13 protein-coding genes are annotated in these 17,687 nt (G+C 65.9%); 6 read left to right on the plus strand and 7 right to left on the minus strand.

Going from position 1 to position 17,687, the window contains the following annotated elements; genetic code table 11:
• Window positions 1–2 precede the first annotated feature (2 nt).
• Window positions 3–740 carry a bifunctional 2-polyprenyl-6-hydroxyphenol methylase/3-demethylubiquinol 3-O-methyltransferase UbiG gene (gene ubiG, locus HGI46_RS10760; protein WP_168904134.1) on the minus strand — a complete coding sequence of 246 codons (738 nt, stop codon included), beginning with the start codon at window positions 738–740 and terminating at the stop codon, window positions 3–5.
• Between the two features lie 99 nt (window positions 741–839).
• On the opposite strand from ubiG, the gene HGI46_RS10765 reads away from it, so the two are divergent.
• On the plus strand, window positions 840–2,081 hold the full coding sequence (locus HGI46_RS10765; protein WP_205525290.1) for an aspartate kinase: 1,242 nt from the start codon (window positions 840–842) through the stop codon (window positions 2,079–2,081).
• A gap of 116 nt (window positions 2,082–2,197) precedes the next feature.
• Here the strand turns inward: HGI46_RS10765 and HGI46_RS10770 are convergent, their stop codons facing one another.
• Window positions 2,198–2,872 carry a pentapeptide repeat-containing protein gene (locus HGI46_RS10770; RefSeq protein ID WP_168904135.1) on the minus strand — a complete coding sequence of 225 codons (675 nt, stop codon included), beginning with the start codon at window positions 2,870–2,872 and terminating at the stop codon, window positions 2,198–2,200.
• A 306-nt stretch (window positions 2,873–3,178) separates the two neighbouring features.
• Between HGI46_RS10770 and HGI46_RS10775 the strand changes: the two genes are divergently transcribed.
• Together HGI46_RS10775 and HGI46_RS10780 are read left to right on the plus strand one after the other, a co-directional pair.
• Window positions 3,179–4,189, plus strand: coding sequence for a nitronate monooxygenase (locus tag HGI46_RS10775; RefSeq protein WP_168904136.1), 1,011 nt, complete (start codon window positions 3,179–3,181; stop codon window positions 4,187–4,189).
• A gap of 4 nt (window positions 4,190–4,193) precedes the next feature.
• Window positions 4,194–5,453, plus strand: a complete 1,260-nt coding sequence (locus tag HGI46_RS10780; protein WP_168904137.1) for a TCR/Tet family MFS transporter — start codon at window positions 4,194–4,196, stop codon at window positions 5,451–5,453.
• On the opposite strand, the gene HGI46_RS10785 is transcribed toward HGI46_RS10780, so the two are convergent.
• A complete protein-coding gene (locus HGI46_RS10785; RefSeq protein ID WP_168904209.1) occupies window positions 5,426–5,983 on the minus strand; it encodes an HNH endonuclease in 558 nt (185 codons plus the stop codon). The genes HGI46_RS10780 and HGI46_RS10785 overlap by 28 nt on opposite strands.
• A 327-nt stretch (window positions 5,984–6,310) precedes the next feature.
• Here HGI46_RS10785 and gyrB point away from each other — a divergent pair, with 327 nt between their 5' ends.
• A complete protein-coding gene (gyrB, locus tag HGI46_RS10790) occupies window positions 6,311–8,815 on the plus strand; it encodes a DNA topoisomerase (ATP-hydrolyzing) subunit B (RefSeq protein WP_168904138.1) in 2,505 nt (834 codons plus the stop codon).
• Window positions 8,816–8,859: 44 nt separating this feature from the next.
• Window positions 8,860–9,069, plus strand: a complete 210-nt coding sequence (locus tag HGI46_RS10795) for a hypothetical protein (protein WP_052242259.1) — start codon at window positions 8,860–8,862, stop codon at window positions 9,067–9,069.
• A 200-nt stretch (window positions 9,070–9,269) separates the two neighbouring features.
• On the opposite strand, the gene HGI46_RS10800 is transcribed toward HGI46_RS10795, so the two are convergent.
• The 3 genes from HGI46_RS10800 to HGI46_RS10810 are packed head-to-tail and all read right to left on the minus strand — an operon-like array spanning window position 9,270 to window position 15,215.
• A complete protein-coding gene (locus HGI46_RS10800; RefSeq protein WP_168904139.1) occupies window positions 9,270–11,684 on the minus strand; it encodes a ligase-associated DNA damage response DEXH box helicase in 2,415 nt (804 codons plus the stop codon).
• A 23-nt stretch (window positions 11,685–11,707) separates the two neighbouring features.
• Window positions 11,708–13,486 (minus strand): hypothetical protein, encoded by a 1,779-nt coding sequence (locus HGI46_RS10805; protein ID WP_168904140.1) that lies wholly within the window; start codon window positions 13,484–13,486, stop codon window positions 11,708–11,710.
• Window positions 13,487–13,496: 10 nt separating this feature from the next.
• Window positions 13,497–15,215 carry a molecular chaperone HscC gene (locus HGI46_RS10810; RefSeq protein ID WP_168904141.1) on the minus strand — a complete coding sequence of 573 codons (1,719 nt, stop codon included), beginning with the start codon at window positions 15,213–15,215 and terminating at the stop codon, window positions 13,497–13,499.
• A gap of 176 nt (window positions 15,216–15,391) precedes the next feature.
• On the opposite strand from HGI46_RS10810, the gene HGI46_RS10815 reads away from it, so the two are divergent.
• Window positions 15,392–16,273 (plus strand): BON domain-containing protein, encoded by an 882-nt coding sequence (locus HGI46_RS10815; protein ID WP_168904142.1) that lies wholly within the window; start codon window positions 15,392–15,394, stop codon window positions 16,271–16,273.
• Here HGI46_RS10815 and HGI46_RS10820 read toward each other — a convergent pair.
• Window positions 16,257–17,666 (minus strand): phosphomannomutase/phosphoglucomutase, encoded by a 1,410-nt coding sequence (locus HGI46_RS10820; protein ID WP_168904210.1) that lies wholly within the window; start codon window positions 17,664–17,666, stop codon window positions 16,257–16,259. The genes HGI46_RS10815 and HGI46_RS10820 overlap by 17 nt on opposite strands.
• Between the last annotated feature and the right edge of the window lie 21 nt (window positions 17,667–17,687).

Here is a 17,687-nt window from a genome sequence, read left to right on the forward strand (position 1 = left end):
GCTCAATCCGTTCGCGTCACTGTGACAATGTAGTTCAGCGCCAGATCGTCCGAGAGGTGCAGGCCCTTCGATACGCTCCAGGCGATGCCCATCGGGTTGCCCATTTTCAGGCCTGCCGCGTCGAGCAGGTCGTGCAGTTCTACCGGCGTGATGAAATCGTCCCAGTGGTGCGTGCCCTTCGGGACCATGCCGATGGCCTCGGCGCCTTCGACCAGCAGCAGGCGCGAACGCGTGGTGCGGTTGGGGGTGGAGAGGATCATCAGCCCGCCGGGGGCGAGCGCCGCTTCCAGCGCTGTAATGAACGCGGCCTTGTCAGCGACGTGTTCGATCACTTCCATCGAGGTGACGAGGTCGTAGCCCGTCAGGCCAAGCTGACCGACATCGCCGCAGCGGTAGTCGATGGCAAGGCCCGAGCCTTCGGCGTGGAGGCGGGCGGCGGCGATGTTTTCTGCCGCTGCGTCGACGCCGGTCACCTCCGCGCCTAGCCGTGCGAGCGGTTCGCAGAGCAGGCCTGCGCCGCAGCCGACATCGAGCGCCTTGCGACCCGCCAAGGGCCTGGCGCCGCGCGAATCGCTGGCGAAGTGCGCATCGATGGCATCGCGGATGAAGCCGAGCCGCACCGGGTTGAGCTTGTGCAGCATGGCCGAGGAACCCTTGGGATTCCACCAGTCTGCCGCCAGCTTGCCGAAATGCGCCGCTTCATCAGGGCGAATGGTATTCGCAGAGGTTGCATTGCTCATAAGCCGTCCCTAAAGCGCGCGCGCTGCAAGGTCCACCGGCCTTGCGGGCAAGATTCTTACGCGCAAGACTTCAGGAGCAAGCCCTTGGCCCGCATCGTGATGAAATTCGGCGGCACGTCGATGGCCGGAACCGAGCGCATCCGCCGCGTGGCGCGCATCGTGCAGCGCCAGCAGGCCGCGGGGCATGAGGTTGCGGTGGTCGTTTCGGCCATGGCGGGGGAAACCGACCGCCTCGTGAACTTCTGCCGCGAGGCGAACCCGCTTTATGACCCGGCCGAGTACGACGTGGTCGTGGCCAGCGGCGAGCAGGTGACCTCGGGCCTGCTGGCGATGCATCTGCAGGCGCTGGGCTGCAAGGCGCGCTCGTGGCTCGGTTGGCAGTTGCCGATCCACACCGACGATGCCCACGCCAAGGCGCGCATCGAAGGCATCGATTCGGAAGCCGTGTTGGCCTCGATGGCCTCGGGCGAGATCGCGGTGATTCCGGGATTCCAGGGCGTCAGCGATGCCGGGCGCATCACTACGCTGGGCCGTGGCGGATCGGATACCTCGGCGGTGGCCGTGGCGGCGGCGGTCAAGGCCGATCGCTGCGACATCTACACCGACGTCGACGGGGTCTACACCACCGACCCGCGCATCGTGGCCAAGGCGCGCAAGCTGAAGAATGTCACCTACGAGGAAATGCTCGAACTGGCCTCGGTCGGCTCGAAGGTGCTGCAGACCCGTTCGGTCAGCCTAGCCATGAAGGAAGGCGTGCGCGTGCAGGTGCTGTCCTCGTTCATCGATGACGATGCGCCTGCTGCTGACACGATTCCGGGAACGATGATTGTCTCTGACGAAGAGCTTGAAGGATTGGATATGGAACGCCAGCTGATCACCGGCATCGCTGCCGACAAGAACGAAGCCAAGATCACCCTGACGCGCATTTCCGACCGTCCGGGCGCGGTTGCCGCGATCTTCGGTCCGCTGGCCGCCGCCAATATCAACGTCGACATGATCATCCAGAACATCGCCAAGGACAAGGGCGAGACCGACGTGACCTTCACGGTCCCGCTGGCCGACCTCGCCCGCGCCCAGGCTCTGTTGGAAGAGCGCAAGGACACGATCGGCTACTACCGCATGCTGGCCAACAGCAAGGTGGCGAAGATCAGCGTCGTCGGCGTCGGCATGCGCAGCCATGCAGGCGTGGCCGCCACGATGTTCCGCGCGCTCGCCGATCGCGGCATCAACATCCAGGCGATCACCACCAGCGAGATCAAGGTCTCGGTGCTGATCGACGAGGACGAGACCGAACTGGCCGTGCGCGTGCTGCACACCGCTTACGAGATGGACGCCGAGTAAGCTTCGGCTGGCGCCGAATGCCCCCCCCCAGCCCCTCCCGCCTGCGGGAGGGGGGATTATCTCTGCCCTGTCATTCCCCTCCCGCAGGCGGGAGGGGCAGGGGTGGGCCCACAAGACTACCTAATCAGCAGGCCCCAGCCCGACAGCAGTTGTTCGGCCTGCTCGCGCGAGATCACGGCGCCGCGGAACACCCGCGCATCTTCCAATTCGATCCCGCCGAGATCGCACCCGCGCAGATCGGCTCCGGCGAATTGCGCGCCATCGAGATTGGCCTCACGCAACGAACATCCTTCCAGCACCGCGCCACGGAAGTCGGCCTTGGCGAGGTCTGCCTGCGCCATGTCGAGACGCACCAGCTTCTCCTTGCGGAATGACAGGCCGGGCAGGCGCGCGCCGACCAGCAGCACTTCCTCGAACGTGAAGCCCATGCCTTTGGCGAGGTGCAGGTCGGCCCCTGTCATGCGGGTGGAGATGAACCTTGCCGAGCCGATGTTGGCGCGGCGCAGCGAGGCGTTGTTGAGATCGCAACCCGTGACTTGCGCTTCCTCGAGGTCTGCGCCGGTCAGGTTGGCGAAGGGGGCCTTGGTCGAGCGCCAGACGGTGCGGGCGAGCCTTGCGCCTGAAATGTCGGCTTGGCGCATCGAGCAGCGCTCGAACGTCCAGCCGGACAGGTCCAGCTTCGACAGGTCCGATTCGTCGAGATCGCATTCGACCAGTTGTTGCGCGCCCATGCCGATGAGCCTGATGATGTCGGATCTGTTGAGCGTCTGGCCGGAAATGCTGTTCGTCATTGCTCGCGCTTAGGGCAAAGTTCTCCTGGCACAAAAGAAAACCCCGCCCTCCGGCCCGATCCGGAGCCGAAAGGCGGGGTGCGACCCGGGCCAGTCTGGAGATTGCGACGACCGGTCCTCGGGGCTCGGTGGGTGAGGGGGAACCCACTTGATGGCACCCTCTTACTGCAAGTTTGGCAATCGGTGAAATGTGTTAATTCGTGCAGAGTTATCGCTTTGGCCGATCATGCGGCAAAGTCCGGCCTTGTTGCCGCCCCAAACCCGCCCTAAAGCGCGCGCCGGACTTTCGGACGGGATTCTTCACGCATGACTGCCACACCCAAGACAACTGCTCTCATGCGCCGTGGCACCGAGTTCCTCGGCACGGAGCACGCCATCCTGTGCGGGGCGATGAGCTGGGTGTCGGAGCGCAATCTCGTCTCGGCGATCAGCAACGCCGGCGGCTTTGGCGTGATCGCCTGCGGGGCGATGACGCCGGAACTGCTCGACACCGAAATCGCCGCGACCAAGGCGCTGACGCAGAAGCCGTTCGGCGTGAATCTGATTACCATGCACCCGGCGCTGTTCGACCTGATCGCGGTCTGCGCGAAGCACAAGGTCGGCCACGTCGTCCTCGCTGGCGGCATCCCGCCCAAGGGCAGTGTCGAGGCGATCAAGGCGTTCGGGGCCAAGGTCCTCGTCTTTGCACCGACGCTGGCGCTGGCCAAGAAGCTGCTGCGTTCCGGCGCCGATGCGCTGGTGATCGAGGGCTCGGAGGCGGGCGGGCATATCGGCCCGGTTTCGACCTCGGTCCTCGCGCAGGAATTCCTGCCCGCGCTGGCCGAGGAGCATGTGGTGTTCGTGGCCGGTGGCATCGGCCGGGGCGAGATGATCGCCAGCTACCTCGAGATGGGCGCGAGCGGCGTGCAGCTTGGCACCCGCTTTGCCTGCGCCACCGAATCGATCGCGCACCCGGCGTTCAAGGCGGCGTTCTTCCGGGGCAATGCGCGCGATGCGGTGGCCTCGGTGCAGGTCGATCCGCGCCTGCCTGTGATCCCCGTCCGCGCGCTGAAGAACAAGGGCACCGAGGAGTTCACCGCCAAGCAGGTGGAAGTTGCCAAGCTGCTCGACGAGGGCAAGCTCGACATGGGCGCTGCGCAGCTTGAGATCGAGCACTTCTGGGCAGGCGCGCTGCGCCGCGCGGTGATCGACGGCGATGTCGAGCGTGGCTCGGTCATGGCCGGGCAGTCGGTCGGCATGGTCACACGAGAAGAGCCAGTGGCCGAGATCATCGCGCAACTCATGGCCGAAAGCGAGGCAGCGCTCTCGCGGCGCTGATCGCATGGCTGCAGGGGGATCAGCAGGGCATCGCGCGTCCTTCGGCGTCGTCTTTGCGATCGTGCTGATCGACATGCTTGGCTTCGGCGTGGTGACGCCGGTGCTGCCGGGCCTGATCATGGACCTGACGCATGTCGATATCGGCACGGCGGCAGGGTACGCGGGCTGGCTCGGGGCGGGCTATGCAGCGATGCAGTTCGTGTTCGCGCCGGTGCTGGGCAATCTTTCGGACCGCTATGGGCGGCGCCCCGTGTTGCTGGCGGCGGTGCTGATGCTGGGGCTGGATTACCTGCTGCAGGCGATGGCGCCGAACTTCGGCTGGCTGATTGCGGGACGGCTGATCGCCGGGGTGACCGGCGCCAGCTTCTCCCCCGCCTATGCCTATATCGCTGACGTGACCCCGCCTGAAAAACGCGCGGCTAACTTCGGCCTGATGGGGCTGGCCTTCGGGATCGGCTTTGTCGTGGGGCCAGCAATGGGCGGGCTGTTCGGCTCGATCGACCAGCGCCTGCCGTTCTATACTGCGGCGGGGTTGGCGCTGGCCAATGCCGTGTTCGGGTTCTTCTTCCTCAAGGAATCGCTGCTGCCGGAAAACCGCCGTCCGTTCGACTGGCGGCGGGCGAATGCCATGGCCTCGCTGCGGGCGCTGAAGGGGCAGAGCCCGACTGTGCTGTGGTTCGTAGCAGCGCTCGGCACCTGGCAGCTGGCGCATATCGTCTATCCGGCGGCGTGGTCCTATTTCGCCATTGCCGCCTATGGCTTCACCGTAGGCCAAGTCGGCGTGGCGCTCGCACTGGTGGGCTTCAGCAGCGCGCTGGTGCAGGGCGTGGGCCTGCGCCTGTTTCTGCCGATGTTGGGCGAGAAGCGGGCGGTCGTGCTCGGTGTGGCGGGCCTGTGCGTTTCGGCGGTGCTCTACACCCTCGCGCGGGAGCCATGGCAGGTCTACGTGGCGATTGCCGTGGGCGCCTTGCAGGGCTTTGTGCAGTCACCGATCTCGGCGTTCAACAGCCGCGCGGTCGATGCGCGCAGTCAGGGCGAGTTGCAGGGAGCGGTGCAGTCGATCGGCTCGATCGCCGCGATCATCGGCCCGCCGATGTATACCCAGACGCTCGAGAAATTCAGCGGTCCGAATGCGATCTATCACTTGCCGGGAATGCCGATCCTGCTGGCGGCGGCGATCTCGCTGGTGACGCTGGCGCTGTTCCTCAAGGGCGCGGCCTTGCTCGAAGGCAAAGCTCAGCTTTCCAGCTCGACGTCCCAGTAGAGCCAGTCGCGCCAGGTTTCGTGGAGGTAGCCCGGCGGGAAGGCGCGGCCGCGCTCCTGCAACTGCCAGGTTGTCGGGCGGATCGCGCGGTTCATCAGGCGCATGTGTGCCTGTTCCGGGGTGCGGCCGCCCTTTTTCAGATTGCAGGGTGAGCACGCCGCCGCGACATTCTCCCACGACGTCCGCCCGCCCAAGCGACGCGGCACGATGTGGTCGAAGGTCAGCAGGTCGGGGCTGCCGCAGTACTGGCACTGGAAGCGATCGCGCAGGAACAGGTTGAAGCGGGTGAAGGCGGGATATTCGCTGGGCCGCACATATTGGCGCAGCGCGATGACGGAGGGCAGCTTCATGCCGAAGCTGGTGCTGTGCACTTCGCGGTCATAGGTGTCGATGATGTCGACCCGTTCGAGGAACACTGCCTTGATCGCGGTCTGCCACGACCACAGGCTGAGCGGGTAGTAGCTGAGCGGGGTGTAATCGGCGTTCAGGACCAGCGCGGGGCAGTTCGCCAGATGCCGGTCATTGTGCAAAACGTCGTTGAAGGCGGTATCACCGCTGTGGGGCCGAGCCGAAGCCGCCCGATCGATCAGCGCCTTATGGAGCACGTCCGGATCGCTTCCCTGCAGGCAAAGGCATTTGCGCCTCCGCAGGGGCAGTCATGGCCGAGCCTCGTGACCGCAGTGTTACGCATGGCCACAAGAGACACCTGCGCGACTCACGCGTCAAGAGGTTGATTGGCACCCTTTCCACAGCCGGTTGCGAAGGTGCGGCGATCAGGTCTTTCGGCGGGGCTTTCGGTTGTGCAAAACGGGCCGGATTCGCTTGGGTTTTTGCCCTTTCGTGCCTATGTGCAGACTATGTCGAGCAGCAACGAAAACACACCCAACGCCAACGCCTATGGCGCCGACTCCATCAAGGTCCTGAAAGGCCTCGATGCGGTGCGAAAGCGCCCCGGCATGTACATCGGCGATACCGACGATGGCTCGGGCCTGCACCACATGGTGTTCGAGGTTTCGGACAACGCGATCGACGAGGCGCTGGCCGGGCATTGCGATCTGGTGCTGATCGAACTGAACCCCGATGGCTCGGTGTCTGTGGAAGACAACGGACGCGGCATCCCGACCGATATCCATGCCGAAGAAGGCGTCTCGGCGGCCGAAGTGATCATGACCCAGCTCCATGCGGGGGGCAAGTTCGAGAACACCTCGGACGACAACGCCTACAAGGTTTCGGGCGGTCTCCACGGCGTCGGCGTCTCGGTGGTGAATGCCCTGTCGGAATGGCTGGAGCTGACGATCTGGCGCGACGGCAAGGAGCACTGGATGCGCTTTGCCAATGGCGATGCCGAAGGGCCGCTGGTGGTGCGGGGCGATGCACCGGCAGGCAAGAAGGGCACCCGCGTGACTTTCCAGGCCAGTCATGAGACGTTCAAGAATGTGCTCGAATTCGATTTCGACAAGCTCGAGCACCGCTATCGCGAACTCGCCTTCCTCAATTCGGGCGTGCGCATTCTGCTGCGCGACAAGCGTCACGAGGACGTGAAGGAGCACGATCTCTATTACGAAGGCGGCATCGCGGCCTTCGTGAAGTATCTTGACCGCAACAAGCAGCCGCTCATGCCGGAACCGGTGGCGATCTCGGCCAACCGTGACGGCATCGGCATCGACGTCGCGCTCGAATGGAATGACAGCTACTACGAAAACGTGCTGTGCTTCACCAACAACATCCCGCAGCGCGATGGCGGCACGCACCTGGCGGCCTTCCGCGCCGCGCTGACCCGCACGCTGAATGGCTATGCCGAACGGTCCGGCCTGCTCAAGAAGGAGAAGGTCAGCCTTACCGGCGATGACATGCGCGAAGGCCTTACCGCCATCGTCTCAGTCAAGCTGCCCGATCCGAAGTTTTCCTCGCAGACCAAGGACAAGCTGGTCTCCTCGGAAGTGCGCCAGCCGCTGGAAAGCCTGATGGCCGACAAGATGGTGGAATGGCTGGAGGAAAACCCCGGCCACGCCAAGGCGATCGTCCAGAAGGTGATCGACGCCGCCGCCGCGCGCGAAGCGGCCAAGCGTGCCCGCGAATTGACCCGCCGCAAGGGGGCGATGGACATTGCCTCGCTGCCCGGAAAGCTGGCCGACTGCCAGGAACGCGATCCTGCCAAGTGCGAACTGTTCCTGGTCGAGGGTGACTCGGCAGGTGGTTCGGCCAAGCAGGGGCGTGACCGCAAGACGCAGGCGATCCTGCCCTTGAAGGGCAAGATCCTCAACGTCGAGCGCGCGCGCTTCGACCGTATCATCGGTTCGAAGGAAGTCGGCACGCTGATCCAGGCGATGGGCACGGGCCTGCGCGACGAGTTCAATCTCGACAAGCTGCGCTATCACAAGATCGTGATCATGACCGACGCCGACGTCGACGGCGCGCATATCCGCACCCTGCTGCTGACGTTCTTCCACCGCCAGATGCCCGAGATCATCAAGGCCGGGCACCTGTTCATCGCCCAGCCGCCGCTCTACAAGGTCGCCAAGGGGCGCAGCGAGGTCTACCTCAAGGACAACGCGGCGATGGACCGCTATCTGGTCGAGGCGGGGCTTTCGGGCCGCGTGCTCGAAACTGCCGGTGGCGCGCGCAGTGGGCCGGACCTTGAGGCGCTGGTCGAACATGCCCTACGCATGCGCAACCTGATGGGCTTCGTGCCGCGCCGCTACAATCCCTCGATCATCGAGGCACTGGCGCTGTCCGGCGCGCTCGAGCCCGAGATGTCGGCCGAGCAGCGCGATGCGGCGCTTGCCCGCGCGGCGGACTGGCTCAACCGCGGCGACACCGAGGCGCGCTGGAGCGTGGTGGTCTCGGAAGAGGGCGGCTATCACGTCCAGCGCCTGTGGCGCGGGGTGACCGATCATCACATGATCGAAGCCGGGTTCCTTGTCAGCGCCGAGGCGCGCAAGCTGGCGAAGCTGGCAGCGGAGAACGCCGAGGTCTATGCCGGGATGGCGCGGCTGGTCCGTGCCACGGCTGCCGAGGCCGAGCCTGCGCCGGTCGTGGCCGAGGGGGATGATGAAGCACCTGCCGCGCCGGTGGCCAAGGCCAAGGATGCGATCACGCGGCCTTCCGAACTGCTCGATGCGGTGTTTGCCGGCGGCCGCAAGGGCCTGTCGATCCAGCGCTACAAGGGTCTTGGCGAGATGAATGCCGAGCAGTTGTGGGAAACCACGCTCGATCCCGACAACCGCTCGCTGCTGCAGGTCAAGGTCGAGGATGCGGACGTGACCGACGAGATCTTTACCCGCCTGATGGGCGATGTGGTCGAACCGCGCCGTGACTTCATTCAGGAAAATGCCCTCAACGTCGCGAACTTGGACGTCTGATCGTGGCTTACACCGACGACATTCCGTGGGACCAGCCCGCCACGATGATCGACCTTGAGGGGCGCGCGCCGATCATCGGCACGATACGTGACTGCGCCCTGCACTACGGCCTCTACAAGCCCCATGCCCGCGACAACGCGCGCGTGTTGCTGACCAAGCCGATCCATCGCGAGGGCCGGGCGACGCGGACTTGGCTGCTCGATCCTTCGGAGATCGCCGAACTGGCGGACCGGCTGGCGCGCGAGACGAACTGAAGAAGCTGATTTATCTCACGCAAAGACGCAAAGACGCGAAGATGTGGCGCTTTGCCGTCAGACAGCCTTTTCTCATAACCATCGGGATTTCGGCGGAGTCTGATGGAGCAGCGGCTTCGCCGCCTTGAGCGACTTCTTGGCGTCTTTGCGGCTTTGCGTGAGTATTGTCTTTTCGTGGAGCCTTGGTGTCAGCCAAGAAGTCAATCCGCCCGCATGGCAGCCGCAGCAAGGCTCTCGGCCTCGACCAGCAGCTCGTCATCCGCCGCGCCCGCGGGCGTGGTTTCGCGGCCGATCATCACCAGGACCGGCACTGCGAGCGGGCTGACACGGTCGAGTTCGACGTGGACCAATTGCCCTAGCGCGCGGTCGAGCAGGTCGCCCAGTCGTCCCACATCGGTCATCCGCGCGCGGGCATCGGCCCAGGCGGCCTGAATCAGCAGGTGGTCGGGCTCGTACTTGCGCAGCACGTCGTAGATCAGGTCGGTCGAGAAGGTCACCTGCTTGCCCGACTTGCGCTTGCCCGGATGCTGCCGCTCCACCAGGCCGGAGATCACCGCCACTTCGCGGAAAGCGCGGCGCAGGAGGTGCGATTCCTGCACCCATTCGACGAATTCGTGCGCAAGGATGTCGGGTGAGAGCAATGGCGCCGGGTCCAGCACGGGCCTGGCCCCCCACACCGCCAGCGAATAGTCGTTGGCGACGAACCCGAGCGGCGCCAGCCCAAGCTCATTCATGCGCCGGGTGATCAGCATGCCGAGCGACTGGTTCGCGTTCCAGCCCTCGAAGGTATAGTAGACCGTGTAATGCTTGTTCTGGTGGGGGAAGCTTTCGGCCAGCAGCATGCCGGGGCCGGGCAATCGGCTGCGCCAGTCCTGCATTTCCAGCCATTCGCGGACATCATCGGGAAAGCGCGACCAGCCGGCGCGGTCGACCATCAGGCCCCGCACGCGGTCAGACAGGTGCGTGGTCAGCGGCAGGCGCGCGCCCATGTAGCTGGGAATCTGGCCCGGCTTCTTCGCGGCACGCACGATCAGTTCGAGATCGCGCAACGCTTCGACCTCAAGGTCCATGCCGGCAAAACGGATCGTATCGCCGGGGGAGAGGGTGGCGCCGAAGCTCTCCTCGACCTTGCCCAGCGATCGGCCATTGCGAAAGCGCACGTCGAGCATTTCGGCATCGACGATGATCCCCGCGTTGAGCCGGTGCCGCGCCGCATGTTCGGGGTGAGTCAGCCGCCACGTCCCCTGCCTGTCGCGCACGATGCGCTTGAAGCGGTCGTAGGCGCGCAGGGCGTAGCCGCCGGTCGCCACGAATTCGAGCACGCGCTGCCACTGCTCGTTGTCGACCCAGCGGTAGGGATGGGCCGATTGCACTTCGGCCAGCAGCGCCGCTTCATCGAACGGCCCCGCACAGGCGCAAGCCATGACATGCTGCGCCAATACGTCGAGCCCGCCGGGACGAAAGTCCTCGCCATCGCGCCGCCCTTCGTGGACCGCTTCCTGCGCGGCGAAGGCTTCGAGAAATTCAAAGCGGTTGCCGGGCGCGAGGAGGGCGCGGCTGGGGCAATCGAGCCGGTGGTTCGCGCGGCCGATCCGCTGGAGCAGGCGCGACGAACCCTTGGGCGCGCCCATCTGCACGACCAGATCGACATCGCCCCAGTCCACGCCGAGATCGAGGCTGGCGGTGCAGACCAACGCGCGCAATTCGCCCCGCGCCATCGCCCCTTCGACCTTGCGCCGCGCTTCCTTGGACAGCGAGCCGTGGTGGATGCCGATGGGCAGGTGATCGTCGTTGATGTCCCACAGCAGCTGGAAGATGTATTCAGCCAGAAACCGCGTGTTGGTGAAGATCAGCGTGGTCTGGTTGCGCTTGATCTCTTCGTAAAGCTGCGGCACGGCCCAGGCTGCGGCGTGCCCGCCCCAAGGCACGCGTTCGTCTTCGGGGTTCATGATCGAAAGCTCGGGCTTGGCCCCCGCCTCGCCCTCGACCAGCCGCACGGAAGCAGCAGCGCCATCGGGAGCGAGCCATGCGCAGAAGTCCTGCGGATCGGCCACCGTCGCCGAAAGCGCCGCGCGCCGCATCTCGGGCGCTATGGCCTGCAGCCGCGCCAGCGACAGCGCCAGAAGATCGCCGCGCTTGCCGGTGGCAAAGGCGTGGACCTCGTCGACAATCACGCGCCTGAGCCCTGCAAACATCGTCGCCGCTTCCGGATAGCTCAGCAGCAGGGACAGGGATTCGGGGGTCGTCAGCAGCACGTGCGGCGGCTTGGCGCGCTGCCGCGCCTTGCGATCCGACGGCGTATCCCCGCTGCGGGTTTCCACCCGGATCGGCAGCCCGATGTCCTCGATGGGGGTGAGCAGGTTGCGCTGCACGTCATGCGCCAGCGCTTTCAGCGGCGAGACATAGAGCGTGTGCAGGCCGTCGCCCGGTGGATCATCGCCTGCGAAATCCTGCAGTGTGGGCAGGAACCCCGCCAGCGTCTTGCCCGCGCCGGTATCGGCCACCAGCAGCGCATGATCGCCTGCGCGCGCCGCGTCTAGCATCTCGCTCTGATGCCGCCGCACCCGCCAACCGCGGCTTTCGAACCAGTCTGTTATCGAGGGAGCGAGTGTCATCGCACCTTTAGATAGGCACCGCCTCACAGAACCGAAAGGATCGCCTCTCGCTCCTTCGGCGCCTTCCAGCCGAGCGCCGCGTCGATCAGGCCGATGGTCACCGCGCACTGGTCCGCGTCGGAGCCCTTGCCGCCCATGGCCTGCCGCACGCGCTTGTCGGGAATGCCGGTCTCGGTGATCACCTTGCCGATCAGTTCGCCGGGCACGCTCGCCGTCCCCGGAGCGATGCGCTGCGGTGGACCAAGCTGGCGGGCGTCGAGCATCTTCACCGCAAGGGTGCGTTCGCGTTCCAGCACCGTGGGCGGCACCACGACGGCTGGAGGCATCCGCCGGTTGCGCAGGAATGCCATGCAGGCGTCCGCCCCGGTCTTGCGCGCCGCGCGCAGCAAGTCGGCGCGAATGCGCTGCACGTCGGTCAGCAAGCTCCCTTTTTCGACCAGCGCGGTCGCATACATCCGCTCGCGCACCAGATCCTGCACTTTCGAGGCGTAGGCCGCATCGCTGCTGCCATCGGCCCGGGCAATGGTGCGGTTGGCGCTGAACAGCGCGGCGAGATCGGGCTGAAGCGATTGCAGCCCGTCGAAGGTGATCTCCGGCCCGAACACGGTGGAAACCGCGCGGCTGATGATTTCCTTCTCCTGCGCGCTCTGGCTGATCGAAATCTCGGGCACCGACGGGGGTTCGGTCGAACTGTCGTTGCTGCTGAATACGACGCGCAGGATCTGTATGCCGAAGATCACCGCCAGGACGATCAGCCGTCCGCTGCTAAACCAGCCCTGGCCGACATCGCTGCTCGCCTTCTTCTCCCATAGCGCCACGCGCCACGGATCGAAGTAGTGCTCCACTTCGGGAAAGTTCTTGCGCACCCCATCGAGCAATTGATCGACTTGGGCGCGCTTGACGAACCAGCCCTTGCGGCTGCCTTGCTGCGCCGGTGTGGTCAATTCGTTCCACGCCTTGTGCAGCGGGTGCTTGGGGTCCTGCACCTTTTCGCGGAAACGCAGGCCGCGCAGGCGGGCGTTGAGGAAGGCAATGGCGGGGCGTTCCGAAACCTGTCCGCGCTCGCTTTCCCAACCGAACAGCGCTGCAGCGGGTTCCAGCAGCGGCGCCGAGCGTGGCCAGCTGCGGGTAAGGATGCCGGCCAGCCAGTTGTCGATTTCGTCGAACGCGGTCACGCTGACGCTTTCGGCATTGCGCAGCACCGCCTTGAGGTGGCCCAGCGCCATGGCCTCTTCCCAGCCTTCGAGCGGGGGGAGCGTTTCCTCGTCGTCGTCGACCGTATCAGGCAGCAGCAGTCGATAGAGCGCCTGTTCGTGCGCCCATGCCGGCATGACCGCGTCCGAGGTCGGCTCGAGCCCCAGCAGCACGGGGCGTTCGAACGGGTCGCGCTTGACCGCAATGGCCTGTTCGGCCGGGGCCTGCGCGGCGACGAACCCGGGCGTGACGTCAAGCTTCGGGGCCGCCTCGCCCAACTTGCGCGTCAGGCTTGGATCAACCTCGCCCTGCACTGCAGGGGCCGCGTAAGCCCACCTTGATTGTTCGGCTTCGGGAGCGGCCTCTTCAATCTGTTCGAGAGGTGTCACGCCGGCGAAGGGATCGAACTCTTCCTCCTGCGCTGGCGGTGCCGCCTGCATCCTGGCCCAGCGCAGCGCTGCATCGCGCGCCTCGCGCAGCCGGGCATAGCCGGCGACGTCCTTGTCGACGTCCATCGCCTTCAGCTTCTCGGCATAGGCGCGCCGGATCGCTGCCACGTCTGGCGTCTTTGCGATCCCGAGGACCTTCCAGGCCTGAGTTGGTGTCATGGGATCGCGGTCAAAGCGGCGGGTTGGCTTCGAGCATGTCGAGCAGCTCGGCCAGGGCGACCGAGGCGTCGGCAATGCGGCGCGGGTCCTGGCTGTCGAGCGCGGCGACGAACAGGCGCGTGCGGTCGCCGATCACGGCGCGGACGTCGCCGAGGAATTCCTCGTAGCAGCGCTCAGCCCGCGCCAGCAGCGCCTGGTTGCCCGCTTCCTCGCGCGGGTGGTGCTTCAGCGCGGCCAGCGCCTGGCGCCGGGCATCGAGGTCCTTCGCGGCCTTGCGGTCTTCCTCGTCGATGATGAGGAGGTTGTGCCTGGCTCCGGTCAGCGGCACTTCCACGTCTACCTCGAGCAGGCCCGAGCTGTCGTAGGAGAAGCGCACGTCGATCGAGACTTCGCCCGCAGGCCGCGGCGGGACCGGCACCTTGATCTGGCCGAGGTGGACATTGCCTGAAACCTCGCGCGCCTCGCCCTGGTAGATCTTCACCTCGATCTGCTTCTGGTTGTCGCCCATCGTGCTGTACAGCCCCGAGCGGCTGACCGGGACCGGGGTGTTGCGTTCGATGATCGGCGAGAACAGGCCCTGCTGGAGCGTCCCGCGCGCTGAATGCTCGGCCGTTTCGATGCCCAGCGTGAACGGGCAGACGTCAGTGATGCGGATCTCCTCAAGCCCGCCGTCGCGCGCGATCAGCCCGCCCTGAATGGCCGCGCCGAGTGCGACGGCATGGTCTGGATGGACCGAGGAATTGGGGAAGCGCCCGAACAGGCGCGTGATGGCCTTGCGCACCACCGGCATGCGCGTGGCCCCGCCGACAAGCACGACCTCGCTCAAGGATGCGGCATCGATCTGGCTGTCGCGCAGCGCCCGCACGACCGGGTCGCGCAACCGGCGGATCAGGCCTTCGGCCTGGGCCTCGAATTCGCTGGTGGTGATTGTCGTGGATAGCCTCTGGTCCGCGACGGTGACGGCAAATTCGGCTTCCTGACCCTCGCTCAAGGTGCGCTTGGCGCGTTCGGCGGCCTGCAGCAGCAGGGCCTGCGCGCGCGGCTCGTCCAGCTTGGCCAGCAATCCATCGGGATCGAGCCGTCCGCGCACCGCGGTCGCCAGGGCTGTGTTGAAATCGTCGCCGCCCAGCCGGTTGTCGCCTGCCGAGGCGCGCACTTCGACGATGCCTTCGAACATCTCGACGATCGACACGTCGAAGGTGCCGCCGCCAAGGTCGAACACCAGAAACGGCTCGCGCTCGGCCTTGTCCTGCAGCCCGAAGGCGAGCGCGGCGGCGGTCGGCTCGTTGATCAGGCGGCGCACGGTGAGGCCCGCCAGTTCACCGGCGCGGCGGGTCGCCTTGCGCTGGCGGTCATTGAAGTAGGCCGGCACGGTGATGACGGCTTCGGTCGGGCGAGTGCCGGTGTGGGCGGCCACATCGTCGCGCAGAGCCATGAGCACGAGCGCGGACAGGTCCTCGGCAGAGAACTCCTTCTTGCCCAGCCGCACCTTGCGGTCGGTGCCCATGAAGCGCTTGAAGCTGGTCGCGGTGGCACCATCCTTCAGGCCCATCCGCTCCAGCGCGGCGGCGCCGACCAGCGTCGTGCCATCGGGCAGGACCGAGACTGCAGAAGGGGTGAGCAGCGCCCCGAGAGCATTGGGCACGAGCTTTGCCTCGCCGCCATTCTCGCCTGCCTGCCACATGGCCACCGCACTGTTGGTGGTTCCCAGATCGATCCCGATGAGCATTCGTCTTCCTGCAGATATCAAGCGGCGTGATGCGACAGGCCCCGCGCGCTTGGCAAGCGCAAAGCGTGTTCCTTGGCAGTCACGATGGGGTGGACGGCGAATGCGCCGGAACGAGGAGGCAATGCGGGCGCCCGGCCGTTCTGGTTACATGACAACGCCTTGAAAGGAGAAAGGCCATGGGCCAACGCATGGATTGGAATTCGCGCGACCGCTGGCAGGACGAAGAGCGACGCCAGTCGCGCGACTATTCCGGCGAGTTCGCCCCGGAATTCGATCGCGATCGCTATGACCGCAGCAACCGCAGCCGAGACCAGTGGGGCCGCTCCGGCTCGACCGGGGCGTCAACGCCGTTGGGCGATCCGCCGTCCGGATGGATGGATCAGGACATGCGCGGCGATCGGCGCACCCACGACTGGGAAGTGGGCGACCGGCACTATACCGGCCAGGGCCGCGCCCCGCAGGGCCGCTCGCGCTGGCGTGATACCGCCACCGGCAATGCCGCAAACACGGGCGACTATTTCACGTCTGAAGACTATGGCGAAGGCCGTCGCGCCTGGGGCGGTCCTGCCGGATACGGCGCCTATGCCACCGGCTCTGCCGGGGGGTACCCGTCGTCCTACGGCTACAGGGGTCGCGGCGGTTACGGCGACCACGATCCCCGCGGCTTTTTCGACCGTGCTGTCGATGAAGTGCGTGGCTGGTTCGGTGGCGATGGCGACCGCGATGACGGCCGGCGCGAAAGCCATCGCGGGAAGGGCCCGGGCGACTACACGCGCTCGGACGAACGCATCCGCGAGGACGCCAACGATCGCCTGACCGATGACCACCACATCGATGCGCGCCAGATCACGGTCATGGTCACCGAAGGCGAAGTCACGCTTGCCGGCACAGTGGGCAGCCGCGCCGAAAAGCGCCGCGCGGAAGACGTCGTCGAGGACATCGGCGGGGTGAAGCATGTGCAGAACAACCTGCGCGTGAAGACCGGCAGCGGCCTTGAAGGCCAGGGCGGCACGCTCGGTTGGGGCAACGGCGACCGTTCGGTTACGCCGGACGCCTGATCCCCACCGCAGCAAGGCGGGCGTCGACTTCGGCTATGAGCCGGTCGAGCCCGCCTTGGTCTGCCGACTCGGCGCGGACCACCAGCACGTCCTCGGTGTTGGATGACCGCAGCAACCACCAGCCATCGGTTGTGTCGACGCGAACGCCGTCCGTGTCGTTCACGGCAGCTCCATCCGCACGAAGACCATGCAGCACCTCGGCGACAGCTGCTGCCTTGCGTTCGCGCGGTACGGCAAAGCGCAATTCGGGCGTCGCCACCATTTCGGGCATGCCATCGCGCATCTGCGTTACCGACTTGCCGAGCGTGACGGTTGCCGCGATCAGCCGGACGGCGGCATAGAGTGCGTCGTCAAAACCGAAGTAACGGTCGGCAAAGAACATGTGACCGCTCATTTCCCCGGCCAGCGGGGCAAGTGTCTCCTTCATTTTGGACTTGATCGGCGAATGCCCGGTTTTCCACATCAGCGGCGTTCCGCCGAGTTCCGCAATCCGCGCAAACAGCGTTGAGCTGGCCTTCACATCGGCGATAATCGTGGATTTCGGGCGCTCTCGCAGCACTTCCTCGGCATAGATCGCCAGAAGCTGGTCGGCCCAGAGCACGCGGCCGCGGCCGTCGACCGCGCCGATCCGGTCCCCATCCCCGTCGAATGCTAGTCCGAAGTCGAGGCTTCCCGCCGCGACAGCGCGGCGAAGATCGGTGAGATTGGCTTCCACAGTCGGATCAGGATGATGGTTGGGAAAATGGCCGTCCACGCTCGTATGAAGAAGGACATGCCGTCCGGGCAGTCGGGCGGTCAACGCCTCGATCAGGGGGCCGGCAGCGCCGTTGCCCGCGTCCCAGCCAATGGCGAGGCCATGCAGCACATCCAGGCCGATGCCATCCAGCGCGCCGATCAGGCAATCGACGTAAGCGGCGGAAACGTCGGCGTCCTCGATGCGTCCGTTTCCGGAAGTCCACGCGCCTTCCTCGGCGATCCGCCTGAGATCGACTATGTCGCTGCCGAAGAACGCCGCCCCTTCAAGTACCATCTTGAAGCCATTGTGATTGGCGGGATTGTGGCTGCCGGTTACCTGAACGCCGCCCTGCACCTCTGGGGCTAACCCGCCCGAACCGGGCGTTGCCGCGAAATAGAGCATCGGGCTCGGTCCCAGCCCGATCCGGACCACGTCAACGCCGCTTGCAGTCAGCCCTTCGACCAGCGCATGTTCCAGCACCGGCGTGCTGATGCGCCCGTCGCAGCCCACCGCCACCCGGCTGCCGCCGCGCGATCGCACCACCGAGCCAAAGCTGCGGCCGACGGCGCGGGCGTCGTCCGCGCTCAAGGTTTCGCCAAAGACGCCGCGAATATCGTATTCGCGCAGGATCGAAGGGTGGAAGCGGTGCGCCGTCATCCCGTTGCTGGCCTCGCCGAC

It is taken from the genome of Novosphingobium sp. ERW19 (genome assembly GCF_012641315.1).
Taxonomy (GTDB): domain Bacteria; phylum Pseudomonadota; class Alphaproteobacteria; order Sphingomonadales; family Sphingomonadaceae; genus Novosphingobium.

What these genes read in the sequence shown, in the direction of transcription:
- ubiG (WP_168904134.1), bottom strand. Translation starts at nt 740, where the DNA reads ATGAGCAATGCAACCTCTGCGAATACCATTCGCCCTGATGAAGCGGCG.
- HGI46_RS10765 (WP_205525290.1), top strand. Translation starts at nt 840, where the DNA reads ATGAAATTCGGCGGCACGTCGATGGCCGGAACCGAGCGCATCCGCCGC.
- HGI46_RS10770 (WP_168904135.1), bottom strand. Translation starts at nt 2,872, where the DNA reads ATGACGAACAGCATTTCCGGCCAGACGCTCAACAGATCCGACATCATC.
- HGI46_RS10775 (WP_168904136.1), top strand. Translation starts at nt 3,179, where the DNA reads ATGACTGCCACACCCAAGACAACTGCTCTCATGCGCCGTGGCACCGAG.
- HGI46_RS10780 (WP_168904137.1), top strand. Translation starts at nt 4,194, where the DNA reads ATGGCTGCAGGGGGATCAGCAGGGCATCGCGCGTCCTTCGGCGTCGTC.
- gyrB (WP_168904138.1), top strand. Translation starts at nt 6,311, where the DNA reads ATGTCGAGCAGCAACGAAAACACACCCAACGCCAACGCCTATGGCGCC.
- HGI46_RS10795 (WP_052242259.1), top strand. Translation starts at nt 8,860, where the DNA reads ATGATCGACCTTGAGGGGCGCGCGCCGATCATCGGCACGATACGTGAC.
- HGI46_RS10800 (WP_168904139.1), bottom strand. Translation starts at nt 11,684, where the DNA reads ATGACACTCGCTCCCTCGATAACAGACTGGTTCGAAAGCCGCGGTTGG.
- HGI46_RS10805 (WP_168904140.1), bottom strand. Translation starts at nt 13,486, where the DNA reads ATGACACCAACTCAGGCCTGGAAGGTCCTCGGGATCGCAAAGACGCCA.
- HGI46_RS10810 (WP_168904141.1), bottom strand. Translation starts at nt 15,215, where the DNA reads ATGCTCATCGGGATCGATCTGGGAACCACCAACAGTGCGGTGGCCATG.
- HGI46_RS10815 (WP_168904142.1), top strand. Translation starts at nt 15,392, where the DNA reads ATGGGCCAACGCATGGATTGGAATTCGCGCGACCGCTGGCAGGACGAA.
- HGI46_RS10820 (WP_168904210.1), bottom strand. Translation starts at nt 17,666, where the DNA reads ATGACGGCGCACCGCTTCCACCCTTCGATCCTGCGCGAATACGATATT.